This window comes from Halomonas sp. HNIBRBA4712 (assembly GCF_043558675.1).
Lineage (GTDB): Bacteria > Pseudomonadota > Gammaproteobacteria > Pseudomonadales > Halomonadaceae > Vreelandella.
The window spans coordinates 68519-85781 of record NZ_JBIFXR010000003.1; the positions used below are offsets into that span (position 1 = coordinate 68519).

Annotated in this window: 15 protein-coding genes; 10 read left to right on the plus strand and 5 right to left on the minus strand. The window is 63.2% G+C overall.

Annotation, left to right across the window (positions count from 1 at the left end; translation table 11 throughout):
- The first annotated feature begins 154 nt into the window (after positions 1-154).
- The 7 genes from ACGK9R_RS07580 (at position 155) to ACGK9R_RS07610 (ending at position 6043) form a co-directional block, all read left to right on the plus strand.
- Complete coding sequence (locus ACGK9R_RS07580; RefSeq protein ID WP_394579877.1) at positions 155-595, plus strand: hemerythrin domain-containing protein; 441 nt, start codon at positions 155-157, stop codon at positions 593-595.
- 153 nt (positions 596-748) lie between these two features.
- Positions 749-1735 carry a succinylglutamate desuccinylase gene (locus tag ACGK9R_RS07585; RefSeq protein ID WP_394579879.1) on the plus strand — a complete coding sequence of 329 codons (987 nt, stop codon included), beginning with the start codon at positions 749-751 and terminating at the stop codon, positions 1733-1735.
- Between the two features lie 208 nt (positions 1736-1943).
- Positions 1944-2714, plus strand: coding sequence for an ABC transporter ATP-binding protein (locus ACGK9R_RS07590; RefSeq protein ID WP_394579881.1), 771 nt, complete (start codon positions 1944-1946; stop codon positions 2712-2714).
- 14 nt (positions 2715-2728) lie between these two features.
- Complete coding sequence (locus ACGK9R_RS07595; protein ID WP_394579882.1) at positions 2729-3430, plus strand: ABC transporter permease; 702 nt, start codon at positions 2729-2731, stop codon at positions 3428-3430.
- Between the two features lies 1 nt (position 3431).
- Positions 3432-4163 (plus strand): ABC transporter permease, encoded by a 732-nt coding sequence (locus tag ACGK9R_RS07600; protein ID WP_394579884.1) that lies wholly within the window; start codon positions 3432-3434, stop codon positions 4161-4163.
- Positions 4164-4289: 126 nt separating this feature from the next.
- Entirely contained in the window at positions 4290-5060 is a 771-nt protein-coding gene (locus tag ACGK9R_RS07605) for a transporter substrate-binding domain-containing protein (protein WP_394579886.1), read from the plus strand.
- Positions 5061-5200: 140 nt separating this feature from the next.
- Entirely contained in the window at positions 5201-6043 is an 843-nt protein-coding gene (locus ACGK9R_RS07610) for a TraX family protein (protein ID WP_394579888.1), read from the plus strand.
- On the opposite strand, the gene ACGK9R_RS07615 is transcribed toward ACGK9R_RS07610, so the two are convergent.
- The 3 genes from ACGK9R_RS07615 to purE form a co-directional block, all read right to left on the minus strand.
- Complete coding sequence (locus tag ACGK9R_RS07615) at positions 6021-7616, minus strand: diguanylate cyclase domain-containing protein (protein ID WP_394579890.1); 1596 nt, start codon at positions 7614-7616, stop codon at positions 6021-6023. The genes ACGK9R_RS07610 and ACGK9R_RS07615 overlap by 23 nt on opposite strands.
- Before the next feature lie 161 nt (positions 7617-7777).
- Positions 7778-8896, minus strand: coding sequence for a 5-(carboxyamino)imidazole ribonucleotide synthase (locus tag ACGK9R_RS07620; protein WP_394579892.1), 1119 nt, complete (start codon positions 8894-8896; stop codon positions 7778-7780).
- 9 nt (positions 8897-8905) lie between these two features.
- Entirely contained in the window at positions 8906-9418 is a 513-nt protein-coding gene (gene purE, locus ACGK9R_RS07625; protein WP_394579894.1) for a 5-(carboxyamino)imidazole ribonucleotide mutase, read from the minus strand.
- Between the two features lie 204 nt (positions 9419-9622).
- On the opposite strand from purE, the gene ACGK9R_RS07630 reads away from it, so the two are divergent.
- Positions 9623-9895 (plus strand): XRE family transcriptional regulator, encoded by a 273-nt coding sequence (locus ACGK9R_RS07630; RefSeq protein WP_394579896.1) that lies wholly within the window; start codon positions 9623-9625, stop codon positions 9893-9895.
- A gap of 64 nt (positions 9896-9959) precedes the next feature.
- Here the strand turns inward: ACGK9R_RS07630 and ilvD are convergent, their stop codons facing one another.
- Positions 9960-11693, minus strand: coding sequence for a dihydroxy-acid dehydratase (gene ilvD, locus ACGK9R_RS07635; RefSeq protein WP_394579898.1), 1734 nt, complete (start codon positions 11691-11693; stop codon positions 9960-9962).
- 211 nt (positions 11694-11904) lie between these two features.
- On the opposite strand from ilvD, the gene ACGK9R_RS07640 reads away from it, so the two are divergent.
- Both ACGK9R_RS07640 and recC read left to right on the plus strand, forming a co-directional pair.
- Positions 11905-12267 carry a DUF5362 family protein gene (locus tag ACGK9R_RS07640; RefSeq protein WP_394579900.1) on the plus strand — a complete coding sequence of 121 codons (363 nt, stop codon included), beginning with the start codon at positions 11905-11907 and terminating at the stop codon, positions 12265-12267.
- An 87-nt stretch (positions 12268-12354) separates the two neighbouring features.
- Positions 12355-15885, plus strand: coding sequence for an exodeoxyribonuclease V subunit gamma (recC, locus tag ACGK9R_RS07645; RefSeq protein ID WP_394579902.1), 3531 nt, complete (start codon positions 12355-12357; stop codon positions 15883-15885).
- A gap of 15 nt (positions 15886-15900) precedes the next feature.
- On the opposite strand, the gene pncB is transcribed toward recC, so the two are convergent.
- Entirely contained in the window at positions 15901-17085 is a 1185-nt protein-coding gene (pncB, locus tag ACGK9R_RS07650; protein ID WP_394579904.1) for a nicotinate phosphoribosyltransferase, read from the minus strand.
- Positions 17086-17263: the final 178 nt, after the last annotated feature.

Here is a 17263-nt window from a genome sequence, read left to right on the forward strand (position 1 = left end):
TGACAGAACGACTGCCTCCTTAGCCTAGCGGAAAATTAACTCAGGTGAAGGGGTGGCCAGTTTGGCTTTCGCGCCCGGCGCTTACGCCTTGCGCTTTCCCCTATCGCGCACTAGCTTTTCTAGCGACCGTGACCATCAAAAAGAGAGTTTGAAAATGACCATATTCGAAGCGCTTCGCAAGGATCATGACATTCAGCGCGACCTGCTCGCCAGACTGGTAGAAACCCACGGTGACAGCACCGAGCGCGATACGCTCTACAAGCAGGTGCGCGCCGAGCTCAAATACCACGCCAACGCCGAAGAGCGGGCGCTGTACCTGCCGATGATGGAGATCGACCTGACTCAGGAAAAAGCGCGCCACAGCGTCGCCGAGCACCACGAGATCGACGAGCTGATCGAGCTTCTCGATGACACCGACTACAGCGCCAGCAACTGGCTGGTGCACGCCAAGGAACTTCAACACCTGGTGACCCACCACCTGGATGAAGAAGAGCAGGAAGTCTTCCAGATGGCCGGGCGCGGTTTGGCCGATAAACAGAAGCAAACGCTCGCTGGCGAATACCAGCAGGAAATGCAGCGCCAGCGCGCCGAGTAAACCCGCCGCTCTCGAAAGCGCCACCCCCGGGTAGGCGCTTTTTTAGTGTTCACCTCACGCCCCTGCTTTTACACCCAGGCGACACCCCTTTTGTGTCGGCTCGAACGCCGTGTTAAATAACAAGACCAACCAATAAAAAAACGGGAGCCTTGCATGCTGAGCCATTGGCTCGAGTGGACGCTCGACGACAAGACGCCTTCGAGGCGCACCGGCACGTTTGCCAGCGGCGCGTATCAGTTGATCGCCCCCGGGGTGCTGGCACTCACACCTGAAGACATCAGCGACAATGCCCGCGCCTGCGTCTTCTCTGCCGCCATCCACGGTAACGAAACCGCGCCGGTCGAGCTTCTGGGCCAGTGGCTCTGCGCGCTGGAAGCGGGGGCGGCGAAACTTCACGCGCCGGTGCTGGTGATTCTGGGTAACATTCCCGCTCTCAAGGCGCAGACCCGCTTCGTCGAAACCAACCTGAACCGGCTATTCGAGCGCGGTCTCGACCGGCAGGGCTTCGAGGCCGACCGCGCCCGCGAGCTGATGCAGATTGTCGATGCCTTCTTCGAGCGCTACGCGGCTCTGCCTCGCCTTCATTACGATCTGCACACCGCCATTCGCCAGAGCCGCTACCCGCGCTTCGTGGTGGAACCGTTTTCTACCACTGTCACAGAGGCCGAGCAGTGGGCGTGGCTCGCCGGCGCCGACATGCAGGCCATCCTTCACCAGCATCAGCCGAGCTTTACTTTTTCCCACTACAGCCGTCACTACCACCAGGCCCAAGCGTTCACCTTCGAGCTTGGCCGAGTGGCGCCTTTCGGGCAGAACGACCTCGCCGCGCTGGCACCAATGGGAGCACTGCTGGCGGCACTGGGTGCCGGCGAAACGCCCCAAAGCGGGGGTGCGCTACCCCATTTTCGCGTCGAGCACGAGCTCAAGCGCCAGAATGAGGCGTTCACGCTGTGCTTCGATGAAGACGTGTCGAACTTTACCCGCTTCGAGCCGGGCACCGTGCTCGCACGCGACGGGGAGGCCGGTGATTTCACGGTGGGGAGTACGCCGCTTCACGTGGTGTTTCCAAACGCCCATGTCGAGCTCGGCGCTCGGGCGGCGCTGCTGGTGGTGCCAGCGGATGACGCGGCGCCCGCCTGAGCCATACCGGGGTGAAGGACGCCGTTTGCGCCGCTCATCGGCGCAATGGACGCATTTAATCGTATAAGAACGAGCGCATCGGGCATAAGGCCTGATAGAATCGCCCCTTTTTTCGCGCCAGCCGCTGCATGACGTGCTATGTAAAGTGCTAGAACAGCCCGTATCGACACCGTTTGCTTAAGCGGCAACTCTGCTCTGGAGCCTGGCTATGGCCACTACCCCTACACCTCTCGAGGTGCGCAACATCAAAAAGCGCTTCGGGGAGACCGAAGTTCTCAAAGGCCTGTCGCTCGAAGCCCACAAGGGGGATGTGATCACCCTGATCGGCGCTTCGGGTTCGGGTAAAAGTACCTTTCTGCGCTGCATGAATCTGCTGGAGCAGCCCGACGAGGGCGAGCTGATCGTCCACGGTGAGCCGATCCGCTTCAAGACGACTCGCCACGGGCGCGAACCCGCGGATCAAAAGCAGGTCGTGGCCATGCGGGCGAAGCTTTCGATGGTGTTTCAAAGCTTCAACCTGTGGGCGCACATGACGCTTCTGGAGAACATCATCGAAGCGCCGGTACACGTGCTCGGCCAGTCGAAAAAAGAGGCCACCGAGCATGCCTACGCCCTGCTCGAGCGCGTGGGCCTGACCGCACGGGCCAGGGCCTACCCGGCGCAGATGTCCGGCGGCCAGCAGCAGCGCGGCGCGATTGCCCGGGCGCTGGCCATGGACCCGGAAGTGATGCTGTTCGACGAGCCGACCTCGGCGCTGGACCCGGAGCTCGTCGGCGACGTGCTGAAGGTGATGCGTGATCTGGCGCGTGAAGGCCGCACCATGGTCGTGGTGACCCACGAAATGGGCTTTGCCCGGGAAGTCTCGAGCCAAGTGATCTACCTGCAGCAGGGGCTGATCGAGGAGGCCGGCACGCCGGGTGAGGTGCTGGACAACCCGCAGTCGCCGCGCCTCAAGCAGTTTCTGGCCCCCCACTACTGATTCGCGAGGCAACCATGCTGGATTTGCAAGGCTATGGCCCGCGCCTTATCGAGGGGGCCTTCGTCACCGTGGAGCTTGCCGCGCTGTCGCTGCTGCTGGCGATCGTGCTTGGGCTCTTGACCGCTACGGCGAAGATGTCGCGCAGCTGGCTTCTGCGCCGTATCGCCGGGGTTTACACCACGCTGATTCGCGGCGTGCCGGACCTGGTGCTGATGCTGCTGCTGTTCTACGGCGGCCAGATCGGCGTCAACGCCATCAGCGATGCGCTCTATTATAACTTCGATATCGACATGTATATCAGCTTCAACGCCTTCGCCGCGGGCGTGCTGACCATCGGCTTCATCTTCGGCGCCTACATGGGCGAGACCTTTCGCGGTGCCTTCATGGCGGTGGACGAAGGCCAGATCGAAGCGGGCAAGGCCTACGGCATGGGCGGCGCGCTGCTGTTTCGCCGCATTCGCTTTCCGCAGATGATGCGCCACGCCCTGCCCGGGCTCTCCAACAACTGGATGGTGCTTCTGAAGACCACGGCGCTGGTCTCGGTGATCGGGCTGACCGACATGGTGCGCGTGGCCGCCGAGGCCTCGCGGGCCACCCACGAGCCGTTTCTGTTCCTGATCCCGGTGGCGGTGGCCTACCTGCTCATCGCCAGCGTCACCGAGTGGATCTTCGCGCGGCTGCAAAAGCGCTACAACATCGGTTTCGGGGAGCACTGACATGATCGATCTTTCCACCTGGTATCATGACCTGCTCGAAGGCAACGCCATCTTCACCCCGGCCACCATGGCCCACTACTGGGAAGGGCTCGTCACCACCACCCAGCTGGTATTTCTCTCGCTGGTCATTGGCCTGCTACTGGCGGTGCCGCTGGCGATTCTTAGAAGCTCGAAACGCAAGTGGGTGAGCCTGCCGATCTACGCCTACACTTACGTGTTTCGCGGCACGCCGCTTCTGATCCAGCTCTATATCATCTACTACGGCGTGGTCTTTTTCGACGGCATTCAGGAGAGCTTTCTCTGGCCGATCTTTCGCGAGGCCTTCTATCCGGCGCTGATCGCTTTCACGCTCAACACCGCCGCCTATACCACCGAGATCTTTCGCGGTGCGATCAAGGCGACCGCCAAGGGCGAGATCGAGGCCGCCAAGGCCTACGGCATGTCGCCGGCGCTCATGATGCGTCGCATCGTGATTCCAAGCGCCTTTCGCCGCGCCCTGCCCGCCTACGGTAACGAGGTCATCTTCATGCTCCACGCCAGCGCCATTGCAAGCGTAGTCACGCTGATGGATCTTACCGGCGCGGCGCGCTACGTCTATTCGCGCTTCTATACGCCTTTCGAACCTTTCCTGTTCGTGGCGCTGATCTATCTCTGCCTGACCTTTGCGATCCTGTTCTTCTTTCGCTTTCTGGAAAAAAGATTGCTGGCGCACCTGAACCCGCAGCCGCTCTGAGCCGTTCAGCGTCAGCGTCAAACGAACGTTGGTTCACAAGACGTTTAGCGCTTTGCGCCGGCGCCGGGCCAGGGTAGGTTAGAGGAGAGAGAACGACACGTCTCAACACCACAGCGGAGTGAAACGATGAAAAAAGTGCTGACTCTTTCCCTGATGGGTCTGGCGGTCGCCGCGGCGACCCAGGCCCAGGCGCGCGACTACGACCACGTACGTATCGGCGTGGACGTACCCTACGTGCCCATGGAGTACCGCACGCCGGAAGGCGAGTTGACCGGCTTCGACATCGACCTGGGCAACGCCCTGTGCGAAGAGGTCGGCGTGACCTGCGAGTGGATCGAGCAGGAGTGGGACGGCATCATCCCCGGACTTCTGGCGCGCAACTACGACGCCGTAATGTCCTCGATGACCATCAACGACGAGCGCCGCCAGCAGGTGCTCTTCTCCGAGCCCTACATCACCATGCCGTCTGCCTGGTTCGCGGCAAGCGACCTGGACATCGACGAAGCCACTGAAGAAACGCTCGAAGGGATGACCATCGGCGTACAGCGCGGTACGCTCCAGGACAACTACGTCACCGACAACTACGGCAGCGTTGCCGACATCAGCCGCTATTCCACCGCCGACGACATGGTGCTGGATATGGACGCCGAGCGCCTGGATATCGTCTTTCTCGACTTCCCGATCGGCCAGTCGACGCTGGTCGAAAGCGATGACGGCGACTACGTGATGGTCGGCGAGCAGATCACCGAGCCCAGGGAGTACTTCGGCGACGGTTTCGGTATCGCCTTCCGCCAGCGTGACGAAGCGCTGGCCGAGCGTTTCAACGAGGCGCTGGCGACCCTGCAGGAAGACGGCACCTACGACGAGATCCACGCGCGCTACTTTAACGGCGAGTGATTCCCGGATCGTCTTCTCAAAACCCCGGCAAGCCGCCGGGGTTTTCGCATTCATGGGGTATAGTAAGCGCCTGCCCCCTGAACTCGACCGCCCCATGCGGGTCTGAAGACAGGTTCGGTTCATGTAAACATGGAGGTTTTATGGCGAACTCCCCCGGCGCTTCCGCCGACTCGCTATCCCCCCGGCACGCTTCCCCCCACGAAAGCAAAAGCGAACGGCCGCTTTCCCATTGGACGGCCTGGGGCCAGTGGCTGGCGCTCTTCACCATGACCATCGATCACCTGGTGCGCTACGTGCTGCCCGGCGACTGGGGGCTTGAGTGGGCGGGCTCGTCGATCGGACGTATCGCCTTTCCGCTGTTTGCGGCCATGGTCGCCTGGCACGGGCTGTTCAACACGCGAAACCCGCTGCGCTACGCCCGGCGCATCATGGTCATCGGCATCGCCGCCCAAGTGCCCTACATGATGATGCCGAGAGCAAGCGACGCTTTCATCCTGAACGTTTGCTTTACCCTGGCAAGCAGTCTGGCGCTTGGGGCGCTGGCGCGCGAGGGCTGGCGGCGCTACACGCGCGAATCGCTTGGGCTTGGCTGGCTGCTGCTGGGCGCGGCGGCAGCGGTCACGGTCTGGTACGTGCTGGGTTTCTGGGTCGAATATAGCCACAATGGGCTACTATTGATCCCGCTTTTCATGTTCGCCATGCACGCGCTTCACGACTGCGGTGACGCGCTCAAGTCGCGGCTCTGGGCCGGGCTTTCCGCGTTTCCGGTTCTCTGGATCGCCGGGCAGATGAACGCCTCGGACATGGCCAAGTCTTTCACCGTCGGTACCTGTGTGCTGGTGCTGTTTCTTGCCGCCGGCGCTTCCCAGCGTATCCCACGGGTGTTCAGGGCGATGCCGCGCCGGCTCTGGCTTGCCTGGTACCCGGCCCACTTCGCGCTGATCGCGGTGTGGGTGGTGGTCAGCGGGCGATTAGCGATGTAGCGCGGCCGGACGCTTGCTGAAACACCTGGCGCATGTGCGGCCGGTAGCGGCGCAGACGCCCCCGCCCTTCCGACTTGGCCTGGTACATGGCCACGTCCGCCTGCTTCAATATCTCGGTATGGTCGCACTCGGCGGCATTGAAGCAGGTGTAGCCCATGCTCGGCGTCACCTCGACCTGCTGGGTCTCCAGGTGATACTCCCCGCTCAAGGTGTCCTGAAGGGCTCCCATGGCGCGACGGGCATCTTCTTCCGTCGCCTCATTGAAGGGCCGCTCGATCAACTTGAGCATGACGAACTCGTCACCGCTGAGCCGGGCGGCCATATCGTCGTTTTCCAAATGCTCTTCCATGCGCCGGGCGATTTGTATCAACAGGTCGTCCCCGGCGGCGTGGCCGAAGGTATCGTTGATCAGTTTGAAGCGATCCAGATCGAGAAAGATCACCACACCCGTGCGCTCGCTGCTGCCTTCGGCGTCGCAAAGCCCCATCAAGCGTTCGATGAAAAGGCGCCGGTTGGGCAGGTCGGTCAGCGAGTCGTAATACGCCTGACGGTAGATGATCGCCTCGTTGCGGGTGCGCTCGGTAAAGTCCTCGACGATTGCGATGCCGCCGAGCCGCTCTAGATTTGAGCTGTTGACACCGTTGAAGATGGCGCGAAGTGGCGTTCCCTGCTCGACACCGGGCAGATGAAACGTACCCTCGAAGTACCCCGAGCCCTTTTTCAGGGCGTCCCTGACCGCCTGGGCCACCTCGGGATCGGCGGTGCGTTCGAGCATACGGTAGCCGATGAAGCCCTCGCGCTCACCGCCCAGAATCGCCAGCATTTGATCGTTACACTCGGTGATCGTGCCAAATCGATCAAAGTGGAGAACACCCAAAGAAGAGTGCTCGTAAATCGAGCGGTAGCGGTTTTCCGCCTCCACGAGCTCCGCCTTGCGCGCCTCGATGCTTATCTTGAGGGCGAAATTATCGTGAATGATTTGATTAAATCGAGCGCAGGTCGCCAGAAGAAGCAGCCAAAACAGCGCGATGACCGCGCCGACCTGAGTTGTCAACAGCGACCCATGAAGCAGGTAAACGGCGGCTTGGGGCAGCAAAATGAGGCTACTGTACCCGCCCCCTACCCACCTGACCGATGAAAGCGTGGTCGTTCCTCCGGCGGCTACCCCCGCGATCACGATCGCCACCGCCGCGGTTTGCATGGGGTTGCCCGGGTCGAAGAACGCAATGCCCGCCGCGCCCCATAGCGCGGCAGACACGAGCGTCCCGGCGCTGAAGAGGTAAAGCCATTTATTCTGCTGGGCGCTTGAAGCGGCGCGCTGGTAGCGGCGAGCAAGCACCAAGCGAAAGAGGGTCACGGCGCACAGCGACGAAAGCCAGCAGAGGATCACGGTGGCTGACTCGGCGGGCCAGACGATCATCGCGATGAAGCCCGCGACGATCAAGCTACTGAGGACCGGCTGCCACAGCTTTTCATACAAAAGTGCGATCTTCGCTGCCTGCAAATCGTTAAGCAAGGGCGTCTGCTCGCTCGGTATTGATACGATCGAGGCGGGCTTGAGCTTCCACAACATATACGATCCTTGCGCTTCGAGCCGCCCAAGCGCGCAGCCCGCCTCGGTTCGAGTGAGGTAAAACGCTATTAGTATATGACTTTCCTGATCAAAGCTAGCGGTATGATTAACTATTAAAACAAAACCTTTAGTATTAGTTTTTTAGTCAAACTGAGCGCCCATCAATCGGTTTCAAAACTCCAGGCTACCTTTGGTGCATCGGGTATCAGCGCCTGGCACTGACGTACTTTTTCCAGCAGCTCTCCATGGGAATCCGCCACCACGTTGACATGGGCCAACTTGCGCCCGGCGCGCTCGCTTTTGTCGTAGCGGTGCAGGTGCGTATGCGGGAGTTTCAACAGCGCGGCGTTATCGCCTTCACGGCCAATCACATTGACCATGCAGGTGGGCGCAAGCGCTTGGGTAGCGCCCAGCGGCAGCCCCTGAACCGCGCGCAGGTGATTCTCGAACTGACTGGTCACGGCGCCGTCCATCGTCCAGTGGCCGGAGTTGTGCACCCGCGGCGCCATCTCGTTAGCCAGCAGGCTGCCATCGCGGGTCTGGAAAAGCTCCAGCGCGAGCACGCCCACGTAGTCGAGCTCGTCGAGCAGCGCGCGGATGTAGCCGTCGGCTAGCGCCTGGAGGCTCGCGTCCAGATCCGGCAGCGGTGCCACCGAGTAGCGCAGAATGCCGCCTTCGTGCTGGTTTTCCGCCATCGGGTAGAACACCACTTCGCCGTCGCGCCCGCGCACGGCGATGATCGATACCTCGCGCACGAAGTCGACGAAGGCCTCGACGATCAGCTGCGAATGACCGATCGACGCCCAGGCATCACGCGCCTGGTCGGGAGATTTGAGCACTGCCTGGCCCTTGCCGTCGTAGCCTTCGGTGACCGACTTGGCGACTACCGGGCAGCCAAGCTCACGTGCAGCGGCCTCGAGGGCCTCGGCGCTTTCGACCACGCGGTAGGCCGGCGTGGGAATGTTCAGCCGATCAAACAGCGCCTTTTCCTCGACCCGGTTCTGGCACACGGCGATCGCCCGGCTTCCCGGGTAGACCGGCTTGTGCTTTTCGATCTCTTGTACCAGCGCAACGGGCAGATGCTCGAACTCGTAGGTCACCACGTCGACCTTATCGAGAAACGCGGCCAAGTGTTCGTTGTTCGGATCGACGATCACCTCGCCCACGCCAGCGCTGGGGTTACCGGTGGTATCCAGAAAGGTAAAGCGGTTGCCAAGCGGGTAGCCCGCCAGCGCCAGCATGCGCCCGAGCTGCCCGGCGCCCAAAATGCCGATATTCATGATGCTCTCCTAAACCGGGTCGCTGTCGACGCTGGGGTCGGGGTGATCGAGCACGGCCTGGGTCTGCTCGGCGCGAAACGCCTCGACCGCCTCGCGCACGGCGCCGTCCTGAAGCCCGACGATCTGAGCGGCCAGAAGCCCCGCGTTGGTCGCCCCGGCCTTGCCGATGGCAAGCGTCCCCACCGCGATACCGCCTGGCATCTGAGCGATGGACAACAGCGAATCGAGCCCCTTGAGCGATTTTGACTCCACCGGCACACCCAGCACCGGAAGCGGCGTTTGCGATGCCACCATGCCCGGCAGGTGCGCCGCCCCGCCGGCGCCGGCCACGATCACCTGAAGGCCGCGCTCGGCCGCGCCCTTGGCGTAGTCGAAAAGCAAATCCGGGGTACGGTGCGCCGACACCACGCGGGTCTCGAACGCCACGCCCAAGCGCTCGAGCATCTTCGCGGCGTGCTCCATGACGGGCCAATCGGATTTCGACCCCATAATCACGCCCACTTTGGGTGCGCTCTCGGACATGTATTCGCTCCAGGGCCCAAGGCCTCAACCGGTGTAAAGAGGAAAAGCCGCACGGCTTGGCTGTCGATTTGAAGGCGCATAGTCTACCAGAACGGGCCCCTTCGCGGACCTCGATCAAATGACGAAATTTTCCTTGGTCAGGGCATTGAAAAGCGCCCCGGTTAGCGTCATTGTGTAACGGTCACTTTTGACCAATGGAGTCACATGAGTACGGCATACTCAACTGCTCACGCTGAAACGCTGGACCCTCCGCGAAGCAGCCCTGACCTCGACGTCAGGGAACTTGAAAAACGTACGCGCCTGATGCGCATCATCATCCGTCTGATCGCGCTTTCCGATTTGGGAAGCCGGGAAATCGCCCGCCGAGCTGGCCTTCCCGTTCAAAAGATCAGCGACCTGCTCGCCGGAAGGCTCGAGCACCTGGACCTGGACGAACTCAACGTCCTGCGTCGCACCTTAGAGCTGGAGGCGCCATAGCCAAACGCCGCCTTCAGGAATAGAACAACGCCTCGCTATCGCGAGGCGTTTTTGATGGCGAGCATTATTTCGCCTGGTCGTCCTGGTCGGTGACCGCGCCGGTGCTGGCGGAACTCACGTGGCGCGCGTACTTGGCGAGTACGCCGCGGGTGTAGCGCGGCGCGGGCTTTTGCCAAGCGCTTTGGCGCCGCGCCATCTCCTCACTACTGACGTCGATATCGATGGTGTCCGCTTCGGCATCGATGGTGATCACATCGCCGTTTTCGACCAGCCCGAGCGGGCCGCCCTCGAAGGCTTCCGGCGACACGTGACCGACCACGAAACCGTGGCTACCGCCGGAGAAGCGCCCATCGGTGATCAGCGCCACGTCGCTGCCCAGGCCCCGGCCCATGATCGCAGAGGTCGGCGTGAGCATCTCGCGCATACCCGGCCCACCCTTCGGGCCTTCGTAGCGGATCACGACCACATCGCCCGCGATCACGGTGCCGTCGTTGATGCGCGCCTGGGCCTCCTCTTCCGAGCCGAATACCCGCGCGGGGCCGGAAAAGCGCGTGCCCTCCTTGCCGGTAATCTTGGCCACCGCCCCTTCCGGCGCCAGATTGCCGTAAAGAATGCGCAGGTGGCTTTCGGCTTTCACGGGCTGATCGAGCGGCGCGATGATCGACTGATCCATCGGGTAGGGCTCAACGCCCGCCAGGTTCTCGGCCAGGGTCTTGCCGGTTACCGTCAGGCAGTCGCCGTGTAGTAACCCGGCGTCGAGCAGAATCTTCATCAGCGGCTGAATGCCGCCAATCGCCACCAGCTCGCTCATCATGTAGTGGCCGCTGGGGCGCAGATCCGCCACCACCGGCACGCGCTTGCCGATCTCGGTGAAATCCGAAAGCGCAAGCTCCACGCCAATGGTGCGCGCCATGCCGATCAGGTGGAGCACCGCGTTGGTCGAGCCGCCAAGGGCGATCACGATGGTGATGGCGTTCTCGAAAGCCTTGCGCGTCATGATGTCGGAGGGCTTGATGTCGGCTTTCAAGAGCTCGAGCACCGCTTCGCCTGCCGCTTTGCAGTCGTCGCGTTTCTCCTGGGAGATGGCGTTTTGCGCCGAGCTTCCCGGCAGGCTCATGCCGAGCGCCTCGATCGCCGAGGCCATGGTGTTGGCGGTGTACATGCCGCCGCAGGAGCCTGGGCCGGGAATGGCGGTCTCTTCGATCTGCTTGAGCTCGATCAGGTCCATGTCGCCGCGTGAGTGCGCACCCATCGCCTCGAACACCGAGACGATGTCGGTGTGGCCCTGGCCTGGCATGATGGTGCCGCCGTAGACGAAGACACTCGGCCGGTCCAGCCGCGCAAGCCCCATCACGCAGCCCGGCATGTTCTTGTCGCAGCCGCCGATGGCGACCAGCCCGTCGAAGCCTTCACAGCCCGCCACGGTTTCGATCGAGTCCGCGATCACCTCGCGCGAGACCAGCGAGTACTTCATGCCCTCGGTGCCGTTGGCGATGCCATCAGAAATGGTGATGGTGTTGAACACCACGCCCTTGCCGCCGGCGGCGTCGGCGCCTTCACGGGCAAGCTCGGCCAACTCGCCGATATGGCTGTTACAGGGTGTGACCATGCTCCAGGTCGAGGCCACGCCGACCTGGGGCTTTTTGAAATCGTCGTCGTTGAAGCCTACCGCGCGCAGCATCGCGCGACTGGCTGCCTTGCCGGGGCCGTCGACGACCGGGGCGGAGTGGCGGCGCGAAGGGCTCGGCGCATCGGTCAGTTGAGAATCGTCTTGCGCGGTGCTGGTCGGCTCGGTCATGGCGGAATCCGTTATAGTTTAAATGAGAGTTTAATGAGAGTGCGCTGATAAAAGCACCAGCTTGGCGATGAGCGCGCTCGACTGCAAGCGCCGCCGCGCAATTAGCTCATCGAAGGGTCGCCCCGTACCCGGCAAGACAAAAGCGCTCAAACTGATTAACATCACCAGCGCCTGACCCTGCGTCGATTCATCAAAAGCAACGAGGACACCCATGGAAACCCAGCAAAGGTACGAGCTCCTGCGCGACGTGGCAGAGCCGCTTTACCGCGCGAAAATCTGGATGCAGCTCATCGGCGTGATGCTGATTCTGGGCGGCGTGCTGACAGCGATCACCGTGGTGGGAATCGTCATCGCCTGGATTCCGATCTGGGGCGGGGTGGTGCTGATGCAGGCCGCCGGCGCCAGCAAGCGGGCCTACCAGAGCGGCGACGAGCGCGAGCTGCGCTTTGCACTCGGCAAGCTCAAGACTCACTTCACCATCTTCGGCGTGCTGGTGCTGCTCTATCTACTGCTGTTCGTCGGCATGACCTTTCTGGGCCTGATGGGGATTGGTAACGTTACGCTCTCTTACTGAAAGTGAGTTGTGAGTTGTGAGTTGTGAGTTGTGAGTTGTGAATAGTCTGCGGGCGGGCGCGTCCGCCGTCATCCCTGGAGTGTAGTCATGTCGAGTCTGTTCGCCCCGCCGCTCACCCCGGGTTTCATGGTGGTTCACGCCAACCGGCTCGAGGATCTGCGCGCCGTGGCGGTGGAGTGGATGCGCCTGCACCCGCTGGGCCCACTTGAGAACGAAACCATCCTGGTGCAGAGCAACGGCATCGGCCAATGGCTGAAGCTCGCGCTGGCGGAAGACCCGGATAACGGCGGTACCGGTATCGCCGCCGCGCTCGACGTCACCCTGCCCGCGCGCTTTCTATGGCAGGCCTACCGCACCGTGCTGTCTCACGTCAGCGGCGAGCAGGACGCCGTACCGGAAACCTCGCCCTTCGACAAATCGCGCCTGGTGTGGCGGCTTTTGCGCCTTCTACCCGGGCTTGTGGATGAGCCGACCTTCGAACCGCTGGCGCGCTTTCTGGCGCTCGACCGCGACCAGCGCAAGCACTACCAGCTCGCCGAGCGGCTGGCGGACCTGTTCGACCAGTACCAGGTCTACCGCGCCGACTGGCTCGACGCCTGGGCCTCCGGCGACGACGTGCTGATCGGCGCCCGAGGCGAGCGCCGCGAGCTGCCACCCCACCAGCGCTGGCAGCCCGCGCTCTGGCGGCAGCTGCGCGACGACGTGGCCGCGACCCTGGGCCCGGCGGGGCTCGATAGTAGCCGCGCCAGCGTTCACCAGCGCTTTTTGGCCGCCACCGAGCATCTCGAAGGCCAGGCCTGCCCGCCCAATGTGCCTCGGCGGCTGGTCATCTTCGGCATCTCGTCGCTGCCGCAGCAGACTCTTGAAGCCCTGGCCGCACTCTCGCGCTGCAGCCAGATCGTGCTCTGCGTGCACAACCCCTGCCAGTACTATTGGGCGGACATCATCGAGCACAAGGATCTTTTGCGCGCCAGCCGCTACCGCCAGCGACGCAAGGCGGGCATGCCGGAGGCGCTGGACGTACTCGGCACCGGCGACGCGGAAGGCGCGCTGCACCTGCACGCCCAGCCGCTGCTCGCCGCCTGGGGCAAGCAGGGCCGCGACTACCTGCGCCTGATCGACGAGCACGACGACACCGGCGATTATCAGTCGCTGTTCGAGCAGCGCGCGCTGCGCATCGACATGTTCGAGCCCTTCTCCCAAGACGGCGGCACGCTCTTGAGCCAGCTGCAGGACGATATCCGCGAGCTACGCCCGGTGTGTGAAACCCACGAGCACTGGCCGCCACCGCGTGACGACGACGATTCGATCGTCTTTCATATCGCCCACGGCCCCCAGCGCGAGGTCGAGATCCTCCACGACCAGCTGCTCGCCGCGTTCAGCCGTGATCCGAACCTGCGCCCGCGGGACATCATCGTCATGGTGCCGGACATCGACCGCTACGCGCCGCACATCGAGGCGGTATTCGGCCAGCTCGATCAGGATGACCCGCGCTTCATTCCACACACGCTCTCGGACCAGGCGAGCCGTCACCGGCTGCCCTTGATGATCGCGCTGGAGAAGCTGCTGCGCCTGCCGGAGCTGCGCCTTTCCACCAGTGACGTGCTGGACCTGCTCGACGTGCCGGCGCTGCGCCAGCGCTTTGGGCTCGAGGAGCGCGATTTGCCCACCCTCGAGCGCTGGATGGAAGGCGCCGGCATCCGCTGGGGGCTCAACGCCCGCGCGCGCCAGAAGTTGGAGCTGCCCGGCGGGCTTGCCCAGAACACCTGGGCCTTTGGCCTGCGAAGGCTGCTGCTCGGCTACAGCGTGGGCGAGGCCGGTGCCTGGCAGGGCATCGAGCCCTTCGATGATATCGGTGGGCTCGAGGCGCGCCTGGCCGGGCCCCTGGCCACGCTTCTGGAAAAGCTCGAAGCCGCTTGGGAGCGCTTCTGCGAGCCGGTCGATGCCGCCAGCTGGGTGGCCCGGCTGCGCGAGCTGCTGGAGACCTTCTTTCTCACCGACGACCCGGCGGAAAGCGTCATGCTGGCAAAGCTCGAAAACGGCCTGCAGCAGATGTTCGAAAGCACCGCCGAGGCCCGGCTCGACCAGCCGCTGCCGCTCTCCATGGTGCGCGAACACTGGCTGTCGCAGATCGATGAGCACAGTCTTTCGCAGCGTTTTCTGGCCGGCGCGGTCAACTTCGCCACGCTCATGCCGATGCGCGCGATTCCCTTCAAGCGGGTGTGCCTGTTGGGCATGAACGATGGTGAGTACCCGCGCTCCCAACCGCCGCTCGATTTCGACCTGATGGGCGGCGACTACCGCCCAGGCGACCGCTCGCGCCGCGAAGACGACCGCTACCTGTTTCTCGAAGCGCTGCTCTCTGCCCGCGACCAGCTGTATGTCAGCTGGATGGGCAAAAGCCAGATCGACAATAGCGACCTACCGCCCTCTGTGCTGGTCGGCCAGCTGCGGGAGCACCTGGCCGCCGGCTGGCACCGCGGCGAAGCCGAACCGCTTCTGGCCCGGCTGACCACCGAGCACCCGCTGCAGCCCTTCAGCCGGCGCTACTTCGACCCCACCGAGCGGCTATTTACCTACGCCCACGAGTGGCGCGAGGTGCATGCCGCACGTAACGCGCGTGACAAAGCTCCGCTCCCCGCGCCCGCCGAGGCCGAGCCGACCACCCTGAACCTGACCCAGCTCGGCCTTTTCCTGCGCGAGCCGGTAAAAAGCTTCTTCAATACGCGCCTGGGCGTGTACTTCGAGCAGGACGCCATCGCCGAGCTCGACGCCGAACCCTTCACGCTCGACGGCCTGCAGAACTGGCAGCTGCAGGATCGGCTGATCGCCGCCCAGCGCCGCGCGGTGGACCAGAACGAGCCGCGCATCGAGGCACTCAACGCCACGCTCGACCGTTTTCAGGGCCAAGGGGTGCTGGCGATGGGCGCTTTTGGCGAGCGCATGCGCATAGCGCTCGCCGAGCCGATGGAAGCGCTGTTCGAGGAGTATGAAAATGCGCTGGAGACGTGGCCGAACGTGGAGCGCGCACCGCTGGCGGTACGCGTCACTCCCGAGCAGGGCCCGGTGCTGGAGGATTGGTTGGGCGAGCTTCGCTACGATGAGGCTGGCGAGCGCTGCCGGGTACTGCTGCTGAGTTCGAGCCTGGTGAGCCAGAACAAGTACCAGTGGCATCATCTGCTGCGCCACTGGGTAGCACACCTGGCGGGTAACGCAAGCGCCCCCATGACCACGCGGCTGATCTCCCGGGCGGGCCACGTCACGCTCGCCCCGGTGGCCGCCGAGATCGCCCACGCGCATCTATGTACGCAGCTCGCGGCTTGGCAGCGCGGCCAGCAGGCGCCGCTGCCGCTTTCGCCCCAGGCCGGGTTCGAGTGGCTCAACCAGCTGGGAACGCTCGAGAGCGACGCGCAGAGCAAAGCCTACGCCAGCGCGCAAAAAGCCTATGAGGGCGAGCGCCCGAAGGGCGATGTGAGCAAAAGCGCCTACCTCGCCCACCAGTGGCCCACCTTCGAGCGGCTTTTCAGCGAGCGCGTCCAGGGCGAGGGCTTTCCCGAGCTGGTGGAGAGCCTCTACGCTCCGCTTCACCGAATGGTCAAACCCGCCAAGCGCGCGTGAGGCGCAAGGGCCGTCTCACGCCTCCGGCGGGCGGCTTAGCGCCAGAATCCGCTTGGCAAGCGCAATCATTTCCGGCTCGCCGGTGTGCTTGTCCGGTACATCCGAAAGTTTGATCACCGGCAACCACCCCTGGCCTTCCGGGCGCGCCTTGACCATCTTGATCACCATGTTCATCGGCTCTACGCCCACATCGTTGGTGAAGTTGGTACCGATGCCGAAGGCGGTACCGATACGCCCCTGGCAGAACGCCTGAATGCGCTCGACGCGCTCCGGGGTCAGGGCGTCGGAGAAGATGATCGACTTGGTCTGGGGGTTCACGCCCAGGCGCTTGTAGTGCTCGATGGTCGCTTTGGCGAAATCCACCGGGTCGCCGCTGTCGTGGCGCACGCCGTCGAAGAGCTTGGCGAACTTCTTGTCGAAGCTCTCGAAGAACGCCCGCGAGGTGAAGGTGTCGGTCAGCGCGATGCCAAGATCGCCGCGGTAGACGTCCACCCAGTGCTCGAGTGCCAGGCTATTGGCCATCTTGAAGCCAAAGCGCGCGCCGTGGAACATGAACCACTCGTGGGCGTGAGTACCGATCGGCTTCACCCCGTGGCGCATGGCCAGATAGACGTTGCTGGTGCCGGTGAAGGCTTCGCCGCCGTAGTGGCGCAGCGCGCCCACCACGCGGTCGTGCACCGCGAAAGAGAAGCGCCGGCGGGTGCCGAATTCGGCGATCTTGAGCCCCAGATCGCGGTAGTGCTCGATCTTCTCGCGGGTGCGCTCTTCGATCAGCTCGGCGGTGTTGTCCGGGGCGTGTTCGCCGCGAAGCTGGTACCAGAGCTCGCTGATCAGCGACATCAGCGGCACTTCCCACAGTATAGTGCGGTACCAGGGGCCTTCGATGACCACGGAAAGCTCGCTGCCCTGCTGCTCGACGATGACTTCCGACGGGTCGTAGCGAAAGCCGGCAAGAAAGTCGAGATAGGTGGGGTCCAGGTACGGGCAGGTGGTTTCCAGATAGCGCTTCTCTTCCTCGCTCAAGGCGAGCGATGCCATCTTATCCACTTCCTGACGCAGTGCCGCGCCGAACCCTTCTGGAAAGCGATGCTCCCCCCGGTTGATGAACGCATAGTGCGCGTGGGCGTAGGGAAAGCGTTTGATCACGGCGTTCTGCATCGTGATCTTGTAAAAATCGTTATCGAGAAGCGATGTCAGCATGGTGTCTCATCGTCGGCGTGAACCCGTTACCTCGCGCGCGGCGTTTCGCCGCGGCGGTACGTCAGGCGCACAAGATTAGCAGGTGACGCTGTGATCATACAGCCCGCTGCCCTTTCCACCGGGTTTTGATCCCCCCAGGCCGTCGCGATATAGTGCCAGGCCAGCGCCCTGGGCGCTT